Origin of the sequence: Silvania hatchlandensis (genome assembly GCF_025564065.1) — a bacterium.
Taxonomy (GTDB): Bacteria; Pseudomonadota; Gammaproteobacteria; order Enterobacterales; family Enterobacteriaceae; genus Enterobacter; species Enterobacter hatchlandensis.
Genome location: NZ_JAMGZK010000048.1, coordinates 147,010 through 168,841, shown reverse-complemented (window position 1 = coordinate 168,841; position 21,832 = coordinate 147,010). Strand labels below are relative to the sequence as shown.

Sequence of the window (21,832 nt, the reverse complement as noted above, 5' to 3'; positions counted from 1 at the left end):
AGCAAAGTCAGACCATTAAGCGTAGCAGGTGGGAAAAAGGTTACAGCAGGCGCAGAGCATCGTGATGAAGCGTAAACGGCGTCGGCGTGCAGACCGCCAGGCTGAGCGCACCGTACTGACAGTGGCTGATGCTCAGTGCGGAAGCCAGGGTGCTGTCGATACTGACAATCTGCCAGGCGCTGCCGCCGCGCTGTTTAACAATCGCCTCTTTGCGCGTCCAGATGCGCCAGAACGCCGCCAGCTTGTCTTCGGGCGTTTCACGTTCCAGTTCATCGTGCTCGGCCACGCTAAAGACCGCATTGGCCAGCGCCTGCCAGTTGTCGCGCGGGCGAACCACTTCAATGTCGCAGCCCACTTCGCCTTCATCGCTCAGCAGCAGGGCAATATCATCCCCGCTGTGGCTCAGGTTAAACCAGTACGGATGAGCATCGACGAACGCGGGTTTACCCTGTTCGCCAAAGACAATGTCCGGCACCGGAGAAGGCGACAGCGCCCGGGCGAGCAGAGTCCGTCCGGCCAGCCAGGGAAGGCGACGCGCGCCCTGTGGTGCCTGTTCGGCCAGCGCTGACGCCAGAGGGTCAGCGCTGAGAGTAGAAATCTTTCCCAGTAGAAACTGGTACATAGTCACGCCCAGCGTTTAATGATAATGGAGGTATTAATGCCGCCGAACGCGAAGTTGTTGCTTTGCAGATATTCGCAGTCAATATGACGGGCTTTCCCCATAATATAATCTAATGCGCCACATTGCTCATCCGGTTGTCTTAAATTCAGGGTCGGGGCAAACCAGCCCTCGCGCATCATCTGCACACTCATCCAGGCTTCCAGCGCGCCGCAGGCCCCGAGCGTATGGCCAAAATAGCTCTTTAACGATGAAATCGGCACGTTGTCGCCGAAAAGCGCGGCAGTGGCCTGGCTTTCGGCAATATCGCCCCGGTCGGTTGCCGTGCCGTGTGCGGAAATGTAGCCGATCTCACGCGGGCTGAGTCCGGCTATTTTCAGCGACTTCTCCATGCAGATCAGCATGGTTTCCCGCTGCGGCTGGGTGATATGCGCCGCGTCGCAGTTAGTGGCGAAGCCCACGATTTCACCGTAGATCGTCGCGCCACGCGCTTTCGCATGCTCCAGCTCTTCAAGAATCAGTGTCCCGGCACCTTCGCCAATCACCAGACCGTCGCGCTGTGTATCAAACGGTGACGGGGTGAGTTTCGGCGCGTCGTTGCGCTGGCTGGTGGCGAACAACGTATCGAACACCGCCGCTTCTGACGGACAGAGCTCTTCTGCGCCGCCTGCGACCATCACCGTTTGATAACCGTGGCGAATGGCTTCCCAGGCGTAACCGATCGCCTGGCTGCCGGAGGTGCAGGCGCTGGAGGTCGGGATCACCCGCCCGCGCAGGCCGAAGAACAGCCCGGTGTTCACCGCTGTGGTATGCGGCATCATCTGCACATAGGTGGTGCCGGTGATGTTACTGGTGTGTTTTTCGGTGAGCATGGTGGCGAAGTCGCTAACCGGACCGGTGCTGCCGGTGGATGAGCCGTAGGCAATCCCGGTTTCGCCGTGGGTGAGTACCGGATCGTCAATCAGTCCGGCCTGCGCCAGCGCCAGCTCGGTGGCGCGGGTCGACATCAGCGACACCCTGCCCATCGAGCGGATGCGCTTGCGGGTGTAGTGTTCCGGCAGGGCAAAGTCATCGACTGGCGCCCCCAGCAAGGTCTGAAGACCGTCATAAACCGCCCATTCCGGCATTTTGCGCACGGCGTTTTCATATTGCAGCAAGCGTGCGGCAACCGACTGCCAGTCCTCACCGAAGGCGGTGACGCCACCCATGCCTGTAATCACCACGCGACGCGTCATAGCATGCCCCCATTAATGGAAATGACCTGGCGGGTGACATAGCCCGCAATATCAGACATCAGATAGCTGGCCAGCCCAGCGACTTCGTCCGCGTGGCCCATCCGTTTCATTGGGATGATGGCCATCGCCTCTTGCAGCGCGGCCTCTTCCATCTCGATCATCCCGGTATCAATCAGCCCCGGTGCGATGCAGTTGACGGTAATTTTGCGCTTCGCCAGCTCAATCGCCAGCGCTTTGGTGGCACCGATAATCCCCGCTTTCGCCGCGCTGTAGTTCACCTGGCCGCGATTGCCCATCAGCCCGGAAACGGAAGACAGGGTGATGATACGCCCGCCCGAGCGTCGGCCAATCATCGGCATAATGCAGGGGTGGATGACGTTATAAAAGCTGTCGAGATTGGTGTGGATCACGCTATCCCAGTCGTCGTCGCTCAGTGCCGGGAAGGCGCCATCGCGGGCGATCCCAGCGTTACTGACCACGCCATACCAGGCGCCAAAGGTGGCGATTTCCTGCTCCAGTACTTCGCGGCACTGCTCCCGGTTGCCCACGTCAAACGACAGCACGCGGCCACTGCCGCCCGCCTGTTCAATAGCGCTAAGGGTGTCCTGTGCGCCTGCGGCGTCACGGTGATAATGGACCCCAACGGTAAACCCATCAGCAGCCAGTTTCATGGCGATGGCCCGGCCAATGCCTTTGCTGGCGCCGGTAACCAGAACGGAACGACTCATGCGCGTGCTCCCTGATTAAAAAGCGAGGTTAACTCTTCGTGGGTGGGCTTAAAGGTATTGACCCGGCCGGTTGCCAGCGTGCAACCGTCGGCGGTGATAGCACATTCGAAACTGCCAAAGCGTTCATCCTGCATCAGCAATTTGATGCTCACGGTTAACAGGATGTTGGCCGGGAACTGCCCTGCTGCGCACACCAGTTCCCGGGCGCCCAACACCATGCCGAGCCTGATGCTGCTGCGCCCCTGCTGCTGACGATGCCAGCCAGACCAGACGCCCACGGTCTGGGCCATCAGCTCCAGCGCGTACCAACCCGGCAGGCAGCCCTCGGCATTCAGAAAGGGGGCCAACACACCCTGGTCGCTGACCGTTACCCGGCAGACAGCCGTCTCTTCGCTAACGCTTTCGACCGACTCCAGTAGCAACATCGGCGCGTCGTGGGGCAGGTAGTCGCCTGGTGGTAAATAACTCATGACACTCTCCCCAGCAAGATGCTGACATTATTGCCGCCGAAGGCGAATGAATTAGACATGATCGCCGCTTTTTTCAAGGCCACAGTCTGATGCAGTAGGCCGCAGGCGGCGAGCCTTGGATCGGGCGCATAACGGTCGAAATCCTGGGCAGGCAGCGGCAGGTCGCGGGTCAGAATCAGCCAGCTCAACGCGGCCTCGGTGATCCCCGCCGCCCCCAGCGTGTGGCCGGTCAGATGCTTGGTTGAACTGCAGGGTACGGTGTCGCCAAAGAGGTCATGCACCACCTGGGATTCAATCCGATCGTTGAGCGGTGTCGCGGTGCCGTGCAGGTTGATGTAGCCTACCTCGTCCGGTTTTATTCCCCCGTCGTTCAGGGCCTGAGTCATGGCGTGGATCGCCCCTTCGCCCTGCGGATGCGGGGCCGAAATATGGTACGCATCGCTCGACTCCCCGACGCCCAGTAACGCCACCGGCTGCGGCTCGCGGGTCAGCACCATCAGGGCGGCCGCTTCGCCAATGGTGATGCCCCGGCGATCGCGGCCAAAGGGCTCGCACAGGGTGGTGGACAGCGATTCAAGGCTGTTAAAGCCATTGACCGGCATCCGGCTTAACGTATCCGCCCCGCCGACAATGGCGATATCCACCAACCCGGCGTCAATCAACCGTCGGCCGCTGATGATTGCCCGCGCACTGGAGGAGCAGGCGGTCGATAGGGTATAGGCCGGGCCTTCCAGCGTGAGCCAGTTCGCCAGAAAACGCGACGGATCGCCCAGCTCCTGCTGGGAATACTGCCAGTGAAGGCTGGCTTCGCCGTTCTGCGTCAGGCGCACATGTTCATCACCCTCGTCGAGCCCGGAGGTACTGGTGCCCAGCACCACGGCGATCCGTTCCCGACCGAAACGGGCAATGGCGTCGTCCACGGCAGGCTGGATCTGCGCCAGCGCGGCCAGCAGCAGCTGATTATTGCGCGTGCGGTGTGCAGCATAGCTATCCGGGATCGCCGGTAATTCACCCTCGACGCCCCCCAGCACCGCATCCTGGTTCTGTAACCAGCCGCGGCGAATACGCATCCCGGGTGCAACGCCGCGCGTCAGATTAGCGGCAATCTCGTCAGGCCCGTTGCCGAGCGCGTTGACCAGGCCAACGGCAGAAATGTAGATCATCTCAGTCACCCAGATATTGAATGGTGATGTGGTAATTAAAGACGTGCTGTTCGATGCTGATCGGCGCGCGCTGACCTTTACGCTGCAGGTAAACCACCTCCGTCACCAGCGTGCCTCGGGCATTGCGCAGCTCTCGGCGGTCGCCCTTGTCCTGCAGCGTCCAGCCTTTCGGCAACTGCGGCTGCCAGGCGCTGATGGGCCAGTGGCTGAGCATCACGTCCGCCAGCACCTGGCTGGCCGGAGGCAGCTGTGGCACAACAATCGACTGTTCAGTATGGATCCCCGTTTGATCATAGGTGACCAGGAACAAACGAATTCCCACCGATGACAGCCCGGCCAGGGTAATTTTATGCCCGTCGGCATTCAGCATCACCAGCAGCGACTGGGTTTTGCCGTTGAAACGGCCGGTCAGCAGCTGCTGCGAATTGAGCGTCGGGGTGATGCCCGGCGCAGGCAGCGTCACTTTGGCGCCGGGCTGCAGCCACGCCTGCGGGCGGGCAGCGTCGGTATTCTGCGTGGATGAACCACAACCCACCAGCAACAGCACGCCGATCAGGGCGATGGCACGGTATAAAGGCCTCATCGTGTTCTCTCTTTTTTAGTCGGCATCGCCAGCGGCGCCAGCAGGAAGGCGGTAAAAATACCGCTGACCAGCACCACCCCAAAGCTGCTGATGGCCTGGGTAGTGCTGAATACCAGCATGCCGAGGGTCAAAATCGTGGTCAGCATCGCCAGGGTGATCGCCAGCATCGAGGTCAGCGGCGTGCCGCGCGGGTTGCTGAAAAACAGGGTGTAGTTGATACCGATCCCGAGCACCAGCACCAACGCCAGCAGCGAGAACAGATTCAGCGGATGACCCGTCACGGCCAGCGCCGCCAGGCCACAGCCCAGTGACAGCACCGACGGCACCAGACTTAGCAGCCCGTTGCGCCAGCCGAGGCGCAGCATTGCCCCGCAGGCGATCACCGCTAACGCGACAACCAGCAGCCCGGTCAGCACTGTGCGATAGAGGGTAAACAGGCTGTCAAAGCTCGCCTTGCGATCCACCCACACCACGCCCAGCTGTTTGTTGGCCAGCGCCGCCAGCGCGGGGCTGTTGTTGACCCCATTGACCGGTACCAGTACGCCGCTTTGCCCGTCGGGCAGGGTCAGCCACAGCAGCCGCCAGCCTTCACTGGCCGGGCTGGCAAGCCAGGCCTCAACCTGCACCGGCATGGCGTTCAGATCGGCTGAAATCGTTGTCATGCCAGCGTTTTGCAACACCGTCGTTACCGCCGGGGCCGCGCTTTTTAGCAGCGCCAGATCGCTTTCCTGCCGTTTCAGCGAGTTCAGCGGCAGGGTGCGCCACGACGTCAGGTCCCCTGCCTGCTGCGCCCGGGCCAGCGCCGGGGTGAAGGCCTCCAGCCGCTCAAGAGTTTGCTGGGCCGAGACGCCATGCACCACGAACCATTTCTGATCGACGCTCTGCCCGGTGAGGGCGGTGATGGCTTTTTCCTGCGCCAGAATATCCTGCGGCAGCGCCTGCAGCTGGGCGATATCGTCATCGATCCGCAGGGTGGCCATACCCGCTACCGCCAGCAGCGCCAGCGTAACCGGCAGCCCGACAGACAGACGCCTGTCGCGCCGCCAGGCTGCCAGCCAGCGCAGCATCAGCGCCATTGCCGGAACCGGACGCACCGGCAGGCCGCGACACAGCCACGGATGCCAGAAAATCACCGTCAGGCACGAGGCGCTGAGCCCCACGGCGGCGAACACCGACAGCTGACGAATGGCCGGGAACGGCGCCAGCATCATGATCAGATACGCGACAACCGTGGTCAGCAGCGCCAGCAGCAGGGCATTACGCACCTTCGCCAGGCTCTGCCAGGGTGAATCCTGTCCGCCGTGAACCATTCGTTCGGTCAGGTAGTAGAGGGTGTAATCCGCCGAGATGCCGATGATGCTCATGCTCATCACCAGCGTCATCAGGTGCAGCTCGCCAAACAGCAGCAGCGTCGCCACCGTGCCCGCCAGCGCGCCTGTGGCGATAGATATCAGGCACAGCGCCAGCGGACGCAGGGAGCGGAACACCGCCACAATCAGCAGGATCACCCCCAGAATAGTGGCGACGCCAAGGGTCGAGATATCCCGTTTCGCCTGCTGGCTGGCGTAATCGCTGTAAAACACGGTGCCGCGTGACAGCAACTGCGCCTGCGGATACTGCGCTTTCAGCTGGCCTTCCAGCCCGTGCAGCCTTGTCACAAGTCTGCTGGTTTGCTGCATATCGAATGACGAACCGGCCAGCTCGCCATGCAGCAGATACCAGTAATTACCGGCCTCATCTTTCGTCACCAGCCAGCCGTCCATCAGCCGCAGCTTCTGGCTGTTTTGCGCAAGCGCCAGCTGCGAGCCACGCATCAGCATCAGCGGGTCGTTTTGCAGCTCTTTGCCGCTGACGCCGGAGAAGGCCGAATAGAGCTGGGACAAAATCCACTGCGCCTGCGCTTCACCGCCGTTCTGCAGGCGCGCGCGGGTAGCAGAGTCGATCAGACCGTTACGGTGCTGCCAGAAAAATTCTCCCCACGCCTTCTGCCCGGCAGCGTCCATCGGGCCTTTGACCTCATTCAGCGACGACGAGCCCTGCAGCAGGGTCAGCCACTGCTGTGCCACCTGCGGATCGGCTTTTTTGCCGGGGCTGACCAGCCACACCAGCTGGCGGTCGAGGCGCTGCATAAAGCCGTCGTTCAGCGCCGGGGGGATCGCCCCGAGGGTCTGTTTGGGCAGCATCGCCAGCACGCTGCTGTTCAGCCGTGCACCGGGCAGGAGCGACAGCAGCACCCCCAGCAGGATCAGGCAGGTCAGCAACCACAGCAGCGCCGGACGGCGGCTGTTATGGTGCGGCAAAGCGTTGGCGTTCGGCATCGGTCAGGCTGGCGGGCGTCAGTTGGTGGTGGGAAAGGGCGATTTGGGTGCGGTCGCCCTGCTTATCGTTCAGCACAATGGATTCCATGTAGGCTGCGCCACCCAGATCCAGCGAGGTAAAAACCTTATCCAGCGGGGTGGTGGTTGGTGTCAGCATCAGCGACCAGCGGCCATTGCCGAGATCCTTAAAATCGATGCGGAAGTTCTCCTCCAGCACCTTGCGATCTGCCTGGAACAGGGCGCGCAGCAGATGGTTAAACTGGAACATCTGCGGGTTGTTTTCTGCGGTGATGGTCTGCGGCGGCTGGCCGTTAATGGTCTGCACCATTCGTTTGTCATCCAGCAGCAGCAGCATCGGGAAGGGTGATTTTTGATCCCACAGCAGGCCGTCGTCGCGGGCGATCAGCATTTCGCCGCTGGAGCGCAGCGGCTGGGGCATATCCTTAATGGTGCGGGTCTGCTCAAAGTGGGCGCGCACCACCGGTTGTTCGGTAAAGCGCTGCTGCAATTCGTCCAGCGTCACGGCGCTTACCCACGGGCTTGCCAGCAGGGCAAGCAGCGGTAACCACTTCATGGGGTCACTCCCATACGCTCAAACAGGATCGCCGGGCTGACAAAGCACAGCTCGCGGCTCATCTCTTCAACGGCCACCTGAATGGTGTAGCCGGTGGTGGTCCGTTTGCCGCTGGCGGCGTCGAAAATCTGATAGGCAATGCGCAGGCGATTTTCAAACTCGTCGATATGGGCGCGGACGCGGATCCGCTGTTCGAAGGTGAGCGCCTCCCGGTACTTCACCCGGGTGTCCACCACCGGCCAGACATAGCCGGAGGCTTTCATCTGGCGATAGCCGTAATCGAACTGATTCAGCAGCGCCTCGCGGGCAATTTCAAAATAGCGGAAATAGTTGCCATGCCAGACCACGCCCATCATATCGACGTCGTGAAACGGGACGGTCAGCTCAACCTCGGTGGTAAAGCGGGGATCGGTCAGCACCCTTTACTCCTTTCCTTTGGTATCCGGCAGGTGCCAGAAATCGAAAAAATTAAACCAGTCGAGCGGCGACTGCAGGGCATAATGCTCCAGCCGCTGCGCATAACGATCGACAGCCTGCTGTAACGCTTGCTGACGCCCATTTCGCGGCAGGATCAGCGGGTCGGCAAACGGCTCGCAGTGGATCCGCAGGGTCTGCTGCTGTTGCAGGGCATAAATGAGTACCACCGGACAGCGCAGGATCGCGGCAAGGATAAACGGCCCCTGGGGGAAGGGGGCCGGTTGGCCCATAAATTCGCTCCAGACCACCCGCCACTCGCCGCCACGCTGAGGGTTGATCGCCAGACGATCGCCGACGATCGCAATCCACTCGCCGCGCTCCAGCTTCTCTTTCAGGAGGATGGCGGTCTCCGGCCCGATATCGGTCACGGAGATCAGGTTCAGTCCCGCCTCGGGGGCCATCTCCTGCATAATCTGTTTGAAGCGCCGGGCGTTATCACTGAACACCAGCGCATTAATGGTGTGGTGGCCTTCGCGCTGGGCCAGCGCGCGGCACACCTCCACATCGCCCAGATGTGAGGCCAGCAGCAGCTTGCCTTGCGGCGCCGCACTGTCCAGTACTTCACGCGCCCCGGGGGCAAAGGTCACGTGCTGGTGCAGCTTTAGCTCCCCGCGCCAGCTGGCGACTTTATCCAGCATCGCCTGACCAAAGCGCAGGAAGTGGAAAAAACTGTTCAGGCGTGCGGGCGTCGGCTGCTGGCGCTGGGCCAGCGTCTGGCTGACCCGGGCGATCCACTCCTGCGATGCCCGTCGCGCCGGGCGGGCCGTCAGCCAGTAGACACCAATCACCGGCCACAGCAGCGCATTAAACGCCCGACGACCGAGCCATTGCCAGACTCGCAGCATCAGGCGCATCCCGCGCAGGCCTTTGACTTCCTGCTGCTCTGCCCAGTGCTGCCTGCGGCGACCCCGTAGCAGGGAGGGGATGCGGGGTAACATGCCGAAGAACAGCCGGGTATGCATCCATGAAATGCGCAGGTTGTCTTTCAGGGTATCGAAATGGGATACGCCATCCTGCGGATAGGTCACGCGGGTTGGCAGAAAATGGCTGGTGGTGCCCTGCCAGTAGAGGCGCACCATTACTTCGATGTCAAAATCCATCCGCTTGCCGAGCGACACGCGGTTTGCCAGCTGCAGCGTCGGGGCCACCGGATACACCCGAAAGCCGCACATGCTGTCTTTAAGCTGTAAAGAGAGGGTTTCGATCCACACCCACACGTGCGTTACCCAGCGGCCATACAGCCGCGCGCGCGGGATCGACGCGTCATAAACCGGCTTGCCGGAGATAAGCGCCTGGGGATGACGGGCTGCCAGCGCCAGCAGTTTCGGGATATCTTCAATCGCATGTTGCCCGTCGGCATCCACCTGCACCGCGTGGGTAAACCCGGATCCGGCACAGACTTTCAGCCCGCGGATCACCGCCGCGCCTTTCCCGGCGTTGTGCGTCAGCCGCACCAGCGTGAGCTGGGCATTGTCGGCGGCCAGGCGGTTCAGTTCCTGACGGGTACCGGCATCACTGCCATCATCGACCAGGATAATCGGCAGGGCGAACGGGGCCAGGCGTTGCAGCACGCTCGCCATCATCGCCCCGTGGTTATAGCAGGGGATCAGGATGCAGGGACGGAAGGTTAACGACATAAGCGAATCTTCCCGCTGCTGGCGATATGGCGCTGTGCGCCATCGTGGCGTTGATAGTGGAAAGAGAGCATCTCACGCTCAGCGTGCCAGTCGAGGGTGAGCGTCACCGTGGTATCGGGCAGCAGCGGGGCCTGAAATTTCACGTTCTGAATACTGTGAAAGCGATACGCCGGGGCCAGCAGCGTGGTGGCGTAGTGCATCACCCAGTCAAGCTGGGCCACGCCCGGCAGCAGCGGCTGGACGGCAAAATGGCCCTGAAACCAGAACAGCGCGGGATCAAGATGCAGGGTGATATCCAGATGCTGCGGGTGTGCCTGCTGGCGCTCAATTTCATGGATTTTCATGAAATAACTCCTGTAACTGCGCATAAACACGCTTATTCATACTGTTAACCGGTATTTCATCAACGATGCGCCAGTCGCGAGGCACCGCGACGGGGTCGAGCCAGGGTCGCAAGGCGCGTCGCCAGGCCTGCTCCTGCGCGTTGTTGTCACGCTGCTTGCGCTGTTCACGCGCTGCGCCGTCCAACACCAGCAGCGCGCCAATCCCCTGTCTTCCGTTGCGCACTATCGGCAGCGCCGCCGCTTCGCAAATACCCTCTAACGCCAGCAGATGCTGCTCGATCTCATCCAGCGAGATGCGTTTCTCTTCGATTTTAACTACCCGATCCCGGCGTCCGACCAGCCTGAATGCGCCGGTCGCATCAAACTGGAGGACATCGTCGAGGGGCCACTCTTCGCCGTGTGGGATGAACGGTGAGGCGACGCGAAGGCCGTCCTGATCCTGATGGAAATGCACGCCGGGCAAGGGCCGCCAGAGGAGACCCTCTTTCTGATAATGGCGCCAGGCGAGGACGCCGGTTTCCGTGCTGCCATAGATTTCATCCGGCCAGATGTTCAGCCAGCGATGGGTCTTCTCCACGGTTTTCCACTCCAGCGCTCCTCCGGCGGAGATCAGCATCGCCACCGGTGGGGCCGAGAGCTGCGTGTCGATCCGCTTCAGAAACGCCGGGCTGCTGATGAAAAGGTAGCGATACTGCGGATCGAGCGCCGCCAACTGCTCGCTGTACTCGATGATGGCTAAATGCACTACTAACCCCAGCGACAGGGGTAAAAAGAGGCGAAACGTCAGCCCGTACTGATGATAAGGCGCCACGGAGGCCACCACCCGACAGCCGATCAGCCGCTCGCCAAAAAGGGTCGCCAGCTGCGCGGCTTCCCTGTCGAGGTCGGTGATGGTTTTGACGACGCGTTTTGGTGCCCCGGTCGAGCCAGAGGTAAACAGCTCGATGAAGGCCGCGTCGGCAATGTCAGGCAGCGGGAGAAAGGGGGCGTGGCTGCGTCGGGTAGCACTCACCACCCGTAGACGACCGGAATAGCGTAACGCCCGATCGCTCAGCAGGCCGTCAAACAGGGCCTGCTGCTTTTCCAGCAGCAATACCCGGCTGTGGCCCGGGATGACCGGAATTTTACCGGCATGGAGCATCGCCAGTAACGCTACGATAAACAGATAGCTATCGTCGAAACAGAGCGCCCAGCGCTCGCCCTCCTGCTGTTGCAGGTAGGTTGTTAAGCTGCTGACGTCATCGCGCAACTGCCCCAGCGTCCAGCCGCGATCGCCACTCCAGGCAACAGGCGTGTCGTCCGGGCGCGGGGCATTCAGCCACTGGCGCACAGGAAGGGCGCTATGCATGGTGCTTCTCTTTGTTTCTCACCCGTTGACGCACCAGCCACTCGGTTGTCATCAAGGTTCCCATCAGAATGTAGGCAATGATGCCGTTCCACAGCGTCCAGAGTGCTATATCGCCCCGCAGGAAGGTGAATAGCGCCACGCTGCCGTTAAAAATGAAAAAGCCGCACCACACGCGGGTTACGACGCGGGTATAGCGCACCCCTTCAGGGGGTAAATTTGGTTCACGCAGCCGGGCCAGCCGTTCAACCAGCGGCATTGATGTCCACAGCGAGCCGCCAAATACCGCCAGCATCACCAGGTTGACCACCACCGGATACAGCAGCAGCCACTGATGGGCCTTCAGCAGGTAACTTGCCGCGCAGAGGGCGATGCCTGCCAGCGTCACGCTCTGAACGACATAGCGCATCGGCCCGGCGTGAAGTCGCGCCTGGCGCAGACGAAACAGCAGCAGCAATGCCATTAGCGGCAGCAGCCAGTGCAGGCCGTTATGCGTCAGGCCAAAGCCAATCAGGAACGGCCAGGCGACCAGCATTAAGCCCGTCAGGAACGGGATAGCCGGAAATGACCGTCCGTCACGCATGCGGCTCAGGCTTCACGCAGAAGCTGTTCGACGGCGTCTACGACGTCCTGAACGGTACGCACCGATTTGAAGGTTTCAGGCTTGATCTTGATGCCCGTTTTCTTCTGCAGGTTAACCACCATATCGACAGCGTCGATGCTGTCCAGATCCAGGTCTTCATACAGGCGCGCCTCTGGGGTGATGTCTTGTGGGGCGAGCTCAAACAGGTTGATCAGCAGGGAGGTCACTTCCTGATAAATAGCGTCTTGTTCAGTTGTCATGGTGGATCCGTTCTCAGGCGCGTTGGGCAGTGATAAATGACGCCAGGGTGGCGACGGAGAAGAAGTGCTGACGCATCTCTTCGCTTTCGGCAGACAGCACGACGCCGTACTGGTTTTTTACCGCCAGCCCCAGCTCCAGGGCATCGATTGAATCGAGACCCAGGCCATCGCCAAACAGCGCCGCATCGGTATCGATGTCGTCAGGGGTCAGTTCGTCCAGATTGAGGGTAGAGATAATAAGATTTTTAATTTCAAGGTCGAGCGCTTGCATCATTAATTCCTGACAAAGATTGAAGACCGGATGTTAAGCGATGCTGCAGGTGTCGGTTGAGCTGCCGTGCTGCCTGAGCCGGTTCTTGTACCGCCGCATCGTAAAAATCATGAGTATTCACCCGCTCACGGACATCGAGGGTGAAAAAGGGTTTGTTCGCCGGGACTTCATACCACCGGTGTTGTTTATCCAGCAGAGGCTCGCTGCAGTGGATGATCACCACCCGCAGCGAGCTGCCACAGCGCACGGCAATATTCGCCGCGCCGCGTTGCAAAGTGATGGCTTCCCCCGCTCGGGTACGCGTGCCTTCCGGGAATATCAGTAAAGTGTCGCCCTGAGCCAACCGCTGCTGACAGGCGCTTAACAGCGTGTCGGCTTCGCTGTTAATCAGGTAATCCGCCGCCCGTATCACGCCGCTCAGAAAGGGGTTACGCAGCAGCGCACTTTTCACCAGACAGTCGGTTTCCGGCATCACCGAGGCGATCAGCACATAGTCGATAAGCGTGGGATGGTTCGCCACGACCAGACAGCCGCGATCCTGGCGCAGCGCCTCCAGATTATCAATGCGGTAATCCAGCACCCCAACCGCGCGGGCAACGGTTAAAAAGGCGCGGAAGCTGGCGGCGATGCTGCGACGAGCGAGGCGACGACGACGGGCACGATCGCGCTGCGCCAGCAATAACAGATTGAACCACACCAGAGACAGCAGCAGCCCACCGACGCCAAACAGGACGAAGCACAGACCGGTCATGACCCGGCGCCAGCCGCGATTGAGGGTGGCAATGATTCCGGTCATTGGCGCGTCCATTGCCACAGCAGGCGCTCGCCGGCAATCGCAAACTGCGGATCGTGACGAAGATAGTGCCGAAGGAACAGCAGGCTCTGCGCTAAAGGGGGCTCTGTGCCGGGACTGCCGGGGCGGGTTTCGCAGTGTAACGTCTCCCCTGCTTCGAGGACCAGCGCCAGCGCAAACGGCCACGTTGGCATCGGTGACGGCAGGGCCGAATGGTAAAAGTCAGGCAGCGCGCCGTCGAAATCAACCATCAGCACGCGGGCGTATCCGGCATGCATCAGGCTCAGCACTTCGCACAAGCCCTGCTGGAAGGTATCAAGCCCGGCGGAAAGCGATGACGAGACAATCGGCTGACGCGCGGCGATGGTGAGATTGCCCACCGCAGAGTTGTGTACGGACATGGCAAAATCGGTTGGCGAAACATCCTGCCCGGTGGCCAGCGCATGCAGAATGCGATAGTTATGCTCCAGCTCGCCGTGGCGGCTGGTATAGACCACCGCATCGATGGCGTGATTACGCACCATTGCCAGACCGCAATCCACCGCCAGCTTGCTGCCAGAATTGAGGCGGCGGGCGGCCATCATCGGCAGCGCGGTCAGTTTCGCCTGCGGCGCACCAGGATCGATGGCGTGCAAACCTTGCGACCATGCCAGCCACTGACTGGCATCGCTAAGGCCTGGCGCTCTGGCTTGCCAGTCGAGAATGTTAAGTGCAAATTTCATCTGCGCGCGTCCGCGATAAATCCGTAATCCAATAACGAAGCTTAGCCTGAAGTCTGCTGACTCAGGAGAGGGATAAAAAGTCTCGATGCTAAAAAAAGGGTATTGCCATCGACATCGTACAATTTTGTCGGCGTGCTGGCGAATATAAGAGGCGGTATTACATTAAATAAAAATGAGAAAACCTGAACCCATTGATGGGAAAATCTTTGCTTATCAGAAGTATGCTGGCACAGGCTTAATAATAAGCCGCTTTTTTCAGAATACTCACATTACATTCATACCCCTGGCGTGCAGAGGGTATTTGCGCGGCGCGATTCGCTTACGGATAAGGCAGAAATTAAAGGCGTTTGGGACTCTTTAAATAAATGTAATTCGGGTGTTTTTTATTTTAATACGATAAGACCATTCTGTTAGCTAAATAAACCTGCCGCTGTTTCAGAGCAGCAGGTTTTTTGACAGCCTGAGAAGGCATGGCTATCCCGGTAGTCGGCTTTTTGGCCTGCCCGGGCCGAGCAGGATCGCCAGTTTGCTGCCCCCATGGGTGGTCTCCATCCAGATCTTACAGACGCTGGTCAGCGGCACGGAGAGCAACATCCCCACCGGGCCGAGCAGCCATCCCCAGATCAGTAACGACAGGAACACCACCATCGTCGACATCCCCAGCCGGTGGCCCATCATTCTTGGCTCAACGATGTTGCCCAGAATCATATGGACGATCAGAAACAGCGCCCCCACCATCAGACACTCATAAATGCCGTTGAACAGGAACGCCTGAATCATCGGCGGCCCGGCGGAGAGCACCGCGCCAATGTTGGGCACGTAGTTCAGCAGAAAAGCCAGCACCCCCCACATCAGGGCGAACTGTACGTCGAGCAGCGCCAGCCCCAGCCAGACGATGGCCCCCGTCCACAGGCTCAACAGCGTTTTCAGCGCCAGATAGTGCGACACGCCCTTCAGCGCCCGGTGTAAACCGGCGATGTGGATCTGCGGGTTGTTCAGAGCAAAACGCATTTTGTACGGCACATGGCGCACTTCAAACAGCATGAAGACCACGGTCATCACCAGCAGCAGCACGCTGGCCATCGCCCCGGAAAGCTGGGTCATCAGCGCGGTGGCGAAGGTCATGACCTTTTCGGAATCCATGCGTTTCAGCATGCGCTCCGGCGAGATATGCAGGTTCAGAAACGGGAACATCTCCTGCAGGCTGATAATTTTGCGCGTCAGTTCTCTGTTGTATTTCGGTAGCAGGGCAGAAAATTCACTGAGCGAAGCCGCCAGCACGCCAAACAGCGCCGTCAGCACGATCAGCATCACTATCACCACAATGGTGATGGCGAAAGGCCGCTTTACGCCCCGGCGTATAAACCAGGTGACGAGCGGGTTGAGAACGATGGCGAAAAAGAGCGCCAGTAACAGCTGTACGATGATATCCGCCCCGGCGTGAATACCCGCGAGGATCACCACCAGGCAGGCCAGCTTCAGCAATATGTGTAAACCCACTTTGTCGGGCGGCGTGGTTGTCATAGCGTTTCCTTGTTATGAGATGCCCCTAAAGTGTAGTGCGCGCGTAACGCTTCGGTAGGCACCTCTATTCTTAAAGTCGCTGCTGATTTTCCAGGCCTGACGTGGTAATAGTGAAACACTGTTGTAAAAATTCTGGTGAGCCCGATGCCCGAACCTGCCGCCGAACCGGCGCTGAGCGGATTACGTCTTAATCTGCGGATTGTTTCTGTCGTTATTTTCAACTTTGCCAGCTACCTGACCATCGGCCTGCCGCTGGCGGTCCTTCCTGGCTATGTGCATGACATCATGGGCTTTAGTGCCTTCTGGGCGGGTCTGGTGATCAGCCTGCAATACTTCGCCACCCTGTTAAGTCGCCCTTACGCCGGACGCTATGCCGACCTGTTTGGCCCGAAAAGCATTGTGGTGCTGGGGCTGTGCGGCTGTTTCCTGAGCGGGGTGAGTTATCTGCTGGCCGGCTTTACCAGCGGCTGGCCGATGGTGAGCCTGGCGCTGCTGTGTCTGGGCCGGGTGATCCTTGGCGTCGGGCAAAGCCTGGCCGGAACAGGATCGACCCTGTGGGGCGTGGGCGTGGTGGGCGCATCGCATATCGGACGGGTGATCTCCTGGAACGGGATTGTCACCTACGGCGCAATGGCGATGGGGGCGCCGCTCGGCGTCCTGTGCTATCGCTACAGCGGGCTGAACGGCCTGGCGCTGACCATCATGGTGGTGGCGCTACTGGCGATCCTGTTCGCGCTGCCGCGACCGACGGTGAAAGCCAGCAAAGGCAAACCGATGCCGTTTCGCGCGGTGCTCGGACGCGTCTGGCCGTACGGCATGGCACTGGCGCTGGCCTCGGCGGGCTTTGGGGTGATCGCCACCTTCATTACCCTGTTCTACGACGCCAAAGGCTGGGACGGCGCGGCCTTTGCGCTGACGCTATTTAGCTGTGCGTTTGTCGGCACGAGGCTGTTGTTCCCCAACGGCATCAACCGGCTGGGCGGGCTGAACGTGGCGATGATCTGCTTTAGCGTCGAGATTGTCGGACTGCTGCTGACCAGTATCGCCGAGGCACCGTGGATGGCGAAAACTGGCGTTTTCCTCGCGGGTGCGGGCTTCTCGCTGGTGTTCCCGGCGCTGGGCGTGGTGGCGGTGAAAGCCGTGCCGCAGCAAAACCAGGGCGCAGCGCTGGCGACCTACACGGTGTTTATGGACATGTCATTGGGGGTGACCGGGCCGCTGGCCGGACTGGTGATGGCGTGGGCCGGGGTGCCGGTTATCTATCTCGCGGCGGCAGGACTGGTGGCGGTGGCGTTACTGCTGACGTGGCGGCTAAAAAAATGGCCTCCAGCGGAGGCCATGTCATCGCAATAACTTACTGAATAACCAGCGTATTGATAATGCTTTCCGCAGCAGTTTGCGCTTTCTGCTGATCGTCAGCAGGCAGGGTAATCTGCAGGGTCAGCAGCTTATTGTCGATTTTGCCGAGCACCACAGATGAATAAGCAGTCTGGCCTTTGGCCGAGATAATGCTGTCCAACTGTTGCAGGTTGTGGCCCTTCAGCTCGATAGCTTTGTTGGTCACGACCTGCAGCTGCGGGTCGCGGCTGCGCTGCTGCTCTTCCAGACGTTTTGCCAGCACGCCCAGGTCTTCACTGGTGTCGTCGCCGACGATCACAATCACCGCTTTTTGCCCGGTGGCGTCGGAGTAAACGTGCATGTTGTTGGCCTGGGTGCCCAGCTTGCCGCTCTGATCGGTCATATCGGCAGGCAGAGAGAAGCTAAGTTTGCCATCCATCAGGCTGACCGCTTGACCCGTCGCATTGCTCTCGGCAGAGGCACCCTGAACAGGCGCTTTGCCGTCATTGTTATCACAGGCCGCAAGCCCCATCACCAGCAGGCCAATCCCGACATATTTAACCAGATTGCGCATTGAATTCTTCCTTTCGATAAACGGCCATAACGGCTCATCCGTCCATCTTATCACAACTGTTCAGGGGAACCTTTAACCGGCCTGCAATGCCGGATTTTCAGATTTATCTGCGAGTCTTTTCAGCAACATATTCAGCAGCAGGCCATACATCGGCAGGAAGAACACCAGGCTGATAAGCACCTTAAAGGCGTAATCCACGAGCGCAATTTCCATCCAGTGCTGGGCCATAAACGGGTCCGGGCTGCGCCAGAACGCGATAAAGAAAAAGGCCAGCGTATCGCTGACGTTCCCAAACAGCGTGGAGGCGGTGGGGGCCATCCACCAGCGATGGTTCTGCCGCAGACGGTTAAACACATGCACATCAAGGATCTGCCCCAGCGCATAGGCCATAAAGCTGGCCGCGGCAATGCGGGCGACGAACAGGTTGAAGTGGGTCAGGGCTTCAAACCCTTGCCAGCTTCCCATATAGAACAGGGAGGAGATCACGTACGACACAAACAGCGCCGGGAGCATGACGGCAAAAATAATGCGTCGGGCCAGCGGCGCGCCAAAGATGCGCACGGTGAGATCGGTAGCAAGGAAGATAAACGGGAAGCTGAACGCGCCCCAGGTGGTATGCAAACCAAAAATGGAGATCGGCAGCTGCACCAGATAGTTACTGGAGGTGATCACCAGCAGATGAAAAAGCGAAAGCCAGAACAACGCTTTTACGCGCTGCGATTGAGAGAACTGCGTCATATTGTGACCTTTTTATAAGTTGGGGTGAGGGAACCCAATAAAACCGGCTGCATCATACTGCTTTAATTCATCTTTGCAATGGTTGATTTTCACGCAATCGTTAACCTGGTTTGCATTGCCCCCTGCGGGGCGTAAACTACTGCCGTTTTTTACCTTAGCGAGACGACGATGACCGATCTGTTTTCCAGCCCCGACCACACCCTTGACGCCCAGGGCCTGCGCTGCCCGGAGCCGGTGATGATGGTGCGTAAAACGGTGCGCAACATGCAAACCGGTGAAACCCTGCTAATCATTGCCGACGATCCGGCCACCACCCGCGATATCCCGGGTTTCTGTACCTTTATGGAACATGAGCTGCTGGCGCAGGAGACTGAGGTGCTGCCGTACCGGTACCTGTTACGCAAAGGCTAGCCCCAGCAGGCCGGGTAGGGCGAAGCCGCCACCCGGCATGACCCTCGCCACAAATCTAAACCATCATTTCATAATTTGGCGCTTTTTGTGAGGCGCTTCACCTCCGCTTTTCAGGGTGTGGTCTAGTTTTTAAACGTTCAAAACTAAAACAACGTTCCGATACTTACCCTCACTACCCTGGAGTTGACTCGATGAAAACGACCCTCAAGCCGTTGCTGGCTGCTCTGTGCCTGTCCGCTTTTGCCTGCTCCGTTTCTGCGCAAACCATTAAAGCTGCCGATGTCCATCCCGAAGGCTACCCGAACGTGGTGGCGGTACAGCAGATGGGCGAAAAACTGAAACAACAAACCGACGGCAAGCTGGAGATTAAAGTCTTCCCCGGCGGCGTGCTGGGGGATGAAAAACAGATGATCGAGCAGGCACAGATGGGCGCCATCGACATTATTCGCGTCTCGATGGCACCGGTTGCCGCCATCCTGCCGGATATCGAAGTCTTTACCCTGCCGTACGTCTTCCGCGATGAAGATCATATGCACAAAGTCATCGACGGTGACGTGGGCAAAGCCATCGGCGAGAAGCTGACCGCCAATCCCAAATCTCGTCTGGTGTTCCTCGGCTGGATGGACTCCGGCACCCGCAACCTGATCACCAAGAACCCGGTGGCCAAGCCGGAAGATTTAAAAGGGATGAAGATTCGCGTGCAGGGTAGCCCGGTGGCGCTGGCCACGTTGAAAGACATGGGCGCCAACTCGGTGGCGATGGGGGTGAGTGAGGTCTATAGCGGGATGCAGACTGGGGTGATTGACGGGGCAGAAAACAACCCGCCAACCTTTGTGGCCCACAACTACATGCCGGTGGCCAAAAACTACACCCTCAGCGGCCACTTCATCACCCCGGAAATGCTGCTCTATTCCAAAGTGAAATGGGACAAGCTGAGCGCCGACGAGCAGCAAAAAGTGTTGACCCTGGCCCGTGAAGCGCAGTTTGAACAGCGCAAGCTGTGGCAGGCCTACAACCAGCAGGCGCTGGAAAAAATGAAAGCCGGTGGCGTACAGTTCCATGACATCGATAAGGCGGTATTTATCAAAGCGACAGAGCCGGTGCGCGCAGAGTATGGCGAGAAAAAGCATCAGGACCTGATGAAAGCCATCGCTGACGTTCAGTAAACCCAGCCCTGTGGAGGACGTATGTCCGAAAGCTATCTGAAGTGGATGGATCGCCTGTACCTGCTCGCCATGACCGTGGCGGGCGTCTCGCTGCTGATCATGACCATTGTGATTCCGATTGGGATTTTTTCCCGCTACGTCCTCAACCGCGGCGAGTCGTGGCCTGAACCGGTGGCCATCATCTGCATGGTGACCTTCACCTTTATCGGCGCGGCGGTGGGCTACCGCGCCGGATCGCATATCGCGGTGAACATGCTGACCGACCGCCTGCCAGCCGGGTTAAAAGCCCTGTGTGCCAGGATTGTGGATCTGCTGATGCTGCTGATTTCGCTGATTATCTTCTGGTACAGCTACCTGCTCTGCGTCGAGCTGTGGGAACAGCCGGTGGCGGAGTTTCCGATTCTGACCTCCGGTGAGAGTTATCTGCCGCTGCCCGTCGGCTCGGCGATCCTCATTTTGTTCGTGCTGGAGCGGCTGATGTTTGGCTCCCAGGAAAACCGCCCGGTCGTCATGATCGGCAACCACAGTTAAGGGGTGAATCATGGATGCTTTTATTTTGCTCTTCACCCTTGCCATTTTGCTGGCGCTGGGGATGCCGGTGGCGTTTGCCGTCGGGTTGAGTGCGGTGGCGGGGGCGCTGTGGATCGATCTGCCGCTGGAAGCGCTGATGATCCAGATAACCAGCGGGGTCAATAAGTTCACCCTGCTGGCGATCCCGTTCTTTATCCTGGCGGGGGCGATCATGGCGGAAGGGGGCATCGCCCGGCGGCTGGTCAACTTCGCCTATATCTTTGTCGGCTTTATTCGCGGCGGGCTGTCGCTGGTGAATATCGTCGCCTCGACCTTCTTCGGTGCCATCTCGGGCTCGTCGGTGGCGGATACCGCCTCCATCGGCAGCGTGATGATCCCGGAGATGGAGAAGAAGGGCTATCCGCGTGAATACGCGGCGGCGGTGACGGCCAGCGGCTCGGTGCAGGCGATTCTGATCCCGCCCAGCCACAACTCGGTGATTTACTCCCTGGCGGCGGGCGGCACGGTGTCGATCGCCACGCTGTTTATCGCCGGGGTGCTGCCGGGGCTGCTGCTCGGGTTCTGCCTGATGCTCCTGTGCCTGGGCTTTGCCCACAAGCGGGGCTATCCAAAAGGTGAACGGATCCCGTTTAAGCAGGCGCTGAGGATTTTTGTCGATGCGCTGTGGGGTCTGATGACGGTGGTGATCATTCTTGGCGGGATATTGTCGGGAATTTTTACCGCTACCGAATCGGCGGCGGTCGCCTGCCTGTGGGCGTTTTTTGTCACCATGTTTATCTATCGTGACTATAAGTGGAGCGAGCTGCCGAAGCTGATGTGCCGGACGGTGAAGACAGTAACGATCGTGATGATCCTGATCGGCTTTGCGGCGGCATTTGGCGCGGTAATGACCTACATGCAGCTGCCGATGCGGATCACCGAGTTCTTCACCTCGCTGTCGGATAACAAGTACGTGATCCTGATGTACCTCAACATCATGCTGCTGCTGGTGGGCACGCTGATGGACATGGCGCCGCTGATTTTGATCCTGACCCCGGTGCTGCTGCCGGTGACCAACTCGCTGGGCATCGATCCGGTACATTTTGGCATGATCATGATGGTGAACCTTGGGATCGGCCTGATTACCCCGCCAGTGGGATCGGTGCTGTTTGTTGCCAGTGCGGTGAGTAAGCAGAAGATCGAAACCGTGGTCCGCGCCATGCTGCCGTTCTACGGCATGCTGCTGGTGGTGCTGGCTATGGTGACCTACATCCCGGCGATTTCACTGTGGTTGCCGCATTTGCTCGGGATGCAGTAGTCGTTATGTTTTCGCCCTCTCCCTGTGGGTTGAGGGGTCCCCACAAAAAAATTGGCACGGTCGGCCCCCTCTCCATTCAGGGAGAGGGTTGGGGTGAGGGGGAGCATGCGGCTCCGGTGGTGGTTCCGTTC

At 59.6% G+C, this 21,832-nt stretch carries 25 protein-coding genes; 5 read left to right on the top strand and 20 right to left on the bottom strand.

Annotated features, from left to right (window positions below):
- Positions 1 to 40 precede the first annotated feature (40 nt).
- The 18 genes from acpT to M8014_RS11855 all read right to left on the bottom strand — a co-directional run bounded on the left by acpT (position 41) and on the right by M8014_RS11855 (position 15,646).
- Positions 41 to 622, bottom strand: coding sequence for a 4'-phosphopantetheinyl transferase AcpT (acpT, locus tag M8014_RS11940; protein ID WP_271282652.1), 582 nt, complete (start codon positions 620 to 622; stop codon positions 41 to 43).
- Positions 623 to 624: 2 nt separating this feature from the next.
- Entirely contained in the window at positions 625 to 1,854 is a 1,230-nt protein-coding gene (locus M8014_RS11935; protein ID WP_271282651.1) for a beta-ketoacyl-ACP synthase, read from the bottom strand.
- Entirely contained in the window at positions 1,851 to 2,582 is a 732-nt protein-coding gene (locus M8014_RS11930; RefSeq protein ID WP_271282650.1) for a 3-ketoacyl-ACP reductase FabG2, read from the bottom strand. The genes M8014_RS11935 and M8014_RS11930 overlap by 4 nt, the downstream gene beginning before the upstream one ends.
- On the bottom strand, positions 2,579 to 3,052 hold the full coding sequence (locus M8014_RS11925; RefSeq protein ID WP_271282649.1) for a hotdog family protein: 474 nt from the start codon (positions 3,050 to 3,052) through the stop codon (positions 2,579 to 2,581). Before M8014_RS11925 ends, M8014_RS11930 begins: the two co-directional genes overlap by 4 nt.
- On the bottom strand, positions 3,049 to 4,215 hold the full coding sequence (locus M8014_RS11920; RefSeq protein ID WP_271282648.1) for a beta-ketoacyl-[acyl-carrier-protein] synthase family protein: 1,167 nt from the start codon (positions 4,213 to 4,215) through the stop codon (positions 3,049 to 3,051). The genes M8014_RS11925 and M8014_RS11920 overlap by 4 nt, the downstream gene beginning before the upstream one ends.
- Position 4,216: 1 nt before the next feature.
- Positions 4,217 to 4,798 (bottom strand): DUF3261 domain-containing protein, encoded by a 582-nt coding sequence (locus M8014_RS11915; protein ID WP_271282647.1) that lies wholly within the window; start codon positions 4,796 to 4,798, stop codon positions 4,217 to 4,219.
- A complete protein-coding gene (locus M8014_RS11910; protein WP_271282646.1) occupies positions 4,795 to 7,116 on the bottom strand; it encodes an MMPL family transporter in 2,322 nt (773 codons plus the stop codon). The genes M8014_RS11915 and M8014_RS11910 overlap by 4 nt, the downstream gene beginning before the upstream one ends.
- Complete coding sequence (locus M8014_RS11905; protein WP_271282645.1) at positions 7,085 to 7,690, bottom strand: outer membrane lipoprotein carrier protein LolA; 606 nt, start codon at positions 7,688 to 7,690, stop codon at positions 7,085 to 7,087. The genes M8014_RS11910 and M8014_RS11905 overlap by 32 nt, the downstream gene beginning before the upstream one ends.
- Entirely contained in the window at positions 7,687 to 8,109 is a 423-nt protein-coding gene (locus M8014_RS11900; protein ID WP_271282644.1) for an acyl-CoA thioesterase, read from the bottom strand. The genes M8014_RS11905 and M8014_RS11900 overlap by 4 nt, the downstream gene beginning before the upstream one ends.
- 3 nt (positions 8,110 to 8,112) lie before the next feature.
- Positions 8,113 to 9,804 carry a glycosyltransferase family 2 protein gene (locus M8014_RS11895; protein WP_271282643.1) on the bottom strand — a complete coding sequence of 564 codons (1,692 nt, stop codon included), beginning with the start codon at positions 9,802 to 9,804 and terminating at the stop codon, positions 8,113 to 8,115.
- The gene (locus M8014_RS11890) at positions 9,795 to 10,148 is read right to left on the bottom strand and encodes an ApeI family dehydratase (RefSeq protein ID WP_271282642.1); all 354 of its coding nucleotides are present in this window, start codon (positions 10,146 to 10,148) and stop codon (positions 9,795 to 9,797) included. Before M8014_RS11890 ends, M8014_RS11895 begins: the two co-directional genes overlap by 10 nt.
- Positions 10,135 to 11,496, bottom strand: coding sequence for an AMP-binding protein (locus M8014_RS11885; RefSeq protein WP_271282641.1), 1,362 nt, complete (start codon positions 11,494 to 11,496; stop codon positions 10,135 to 10,137). Before M8014_RS11885 ends, M8014_RS11890 begins: the two co-directional genes overlap by 14 nt.
- Positions 11,489 to 12,076, bottom strand: coding sequence for a COG4648 family protein (locus M8014_RS11880; protein ID WP_271282640.1), 588 nt, complete (start codon positions 12,074 to 12,076; stop codon positions 11,489 to 11,491). Before M8014_RS11880 ends, M8014_RS11885 begins: the two co-directional genes overlap by 8 nt.
- Positions 12,077 to 12,081: 5 nt before the next feature.
- Positions 12,082 to 12,336, bottom strand: a complete 255-nt coding sequence (locus M8014_RS11875) for an acyl carrier protein (protein ID WP_271282639.1) — start codon at positions 12,334 to 12,336, stop codon at positions 12,082 to 12,084.
- Positions 12,337 to 12,349: 13 nt separating this feature from the next.
- On the bottom strand, positions 12,350 to 12,607 hold the full coding sequence (locus M8014_RS11870; protein WP_271282638.1) for a phosphopantetheine-binding protein: 258 nt from the start codon (positions 12,605 to 12,607) through the stop codon (positions 12,350 to 12,352).
- Positions 12,588 to 13,403, bottom strand: coding sequence for a lysophospholipid acyltransferase family protein (locus M8014_RS11865; RefSeq protein ID WP_271282637.1), 816 nt, complete (start codon positions 13,401 to 13,403; stop codon positions 12,588 to 12,590). Before M8014_RS11865 ends, M8014_RS11870 begins: the two co-directional genes overlap by 20 nt.
- Positions 13,400 to 14,122, bottom strand: a complete 723-nt coding sequence (locus M8014_RS11860) for a beta-ketoacyl synthase chain length factor (RefSeq protein ID WP_271282636.1) — start codon at positions 14,120 to 14,122, stop codon at positions 13,400 to 13,402. Before M8014_RS11860 ends, M8014_RS11865 begins: the two co-directional genes overlap by 4 nt.
- A gap of 474 nt (positions 14,123 to 14,596) precedes the next feature.
- Complete coding sequence (locus tag M8014_RS11855) at positions 14,597 to 15,646, bottom strand: AI-2E family transporter (protein ID WP_271282635.1); 1,050 nt, start codon at positions 15,644 to 15,646, stop codon at positions 14,597 to 14,599.
- Positions 15,647 to 15,790: 144 nt separating this feature from the next.
- Between M8014_RS11855 and M8014_RS11850 the strand changes: the two genes are divergently transcribed.
- Entirely contained in the window at positions 15,791 to 16,999 is a 1,209-nt protein-coding gene (locus M8014_RS11850; protein ID WP_271282634.1) for an MFS transporter, read from the top strand.
- Position 17,000: 1 nt separating this feature from the next.
- On the opposite strand, the gene M8014_RS11845 is transcribed toward M8014_RS11850, so the two are convergent.
- The gene (locus M8014_RS11845) at positions 17,001 to 17,558 is read right to left on the bottom strand and encodes a DcrB family lipoprotein (RefSeq protein WP_271282633.1); all 558 of its coding nucleotides are present in this window, start codon (positions 17,556 to 17,558) and stop codon (positions 17,001 to 17,003) included.
- Between the two features lie 72 nt (positions 17,559 to 17,630).
- Complete coding sequence (locus tag M8014_RS11840; RefSeq protein ID WP_271282632.1) at positions 17,631 to 18,296, bottom strand: 7-cyano-7-deazaguanine/7-aminomethyl-7-deazaguanine transporter; 666 nt, start codon at positions 18,294 to 18,296, stop codon at positions 17,631 to 17,633.
- Between the two features lie 168 nt (positions 18,297 to 18,464).
- Between M8014_RS11840 and tusA the strand changes: the two genes are divergently transcribed.
- The 4 genes from tusA to M8014_RS11820 all read left to right on the top strand — a co-directional run bounded on the left by tusA (position 18,465) and on the right by M8014_RS11820 (position 21,701).
- On the top strand, positions 18,465 to 18,707 hold the full coding sequence (gene tusA / locus M8014_RS11835) for a sulfurtransferase TusA (protein WP_271282631.1): 243 nt from the start codon (positions 18,465 to 18,467) through the stop codon (positions 18,705 to 18,707).
- 191 nt (positions 18,708 to 18,898) lie between these two features.
- Positions 18,899 to 19,873: a TRAP transporter substrate-binding protein gene (locus tag M8014_RS11830; RefSeq protein WP_271282630.1), complete on the top strand. Its 975-nt coding sequence runs from the start codon at positions 18,899 to 18,901 to the stop codon at positions 19,871 to 19,873.
- 21 nt (positions 19,874 to 19,894) lie between these two features.
- Positions 19,895 to 20,404 (top strand): TRAP transporter small permease, encoded by a 510-nt coding sequence (locus M8014_RS11825; RefSeq protein ID WP_271282629.1) that lies wholly within the window; start codon positions 19,895 to 19,897, stop codon positions 20,402 to 20,404.
- 10 nt (positions 20,405 to 20,414) lie between these two features.
- Positions 20,415 to 21,701 (top strand): TRAP transporter large permease, encoded by a 1,287-nt coding sequence (locus M8014_RS11820; protein ID WP_271282628.1) that lies wholly within the window; start codon positions 20,415 to 20,417, stop codon positions 21,699 to 21,701.
- Positions 21,702 to 21,832: the final 131 nt, after the last annotated feature.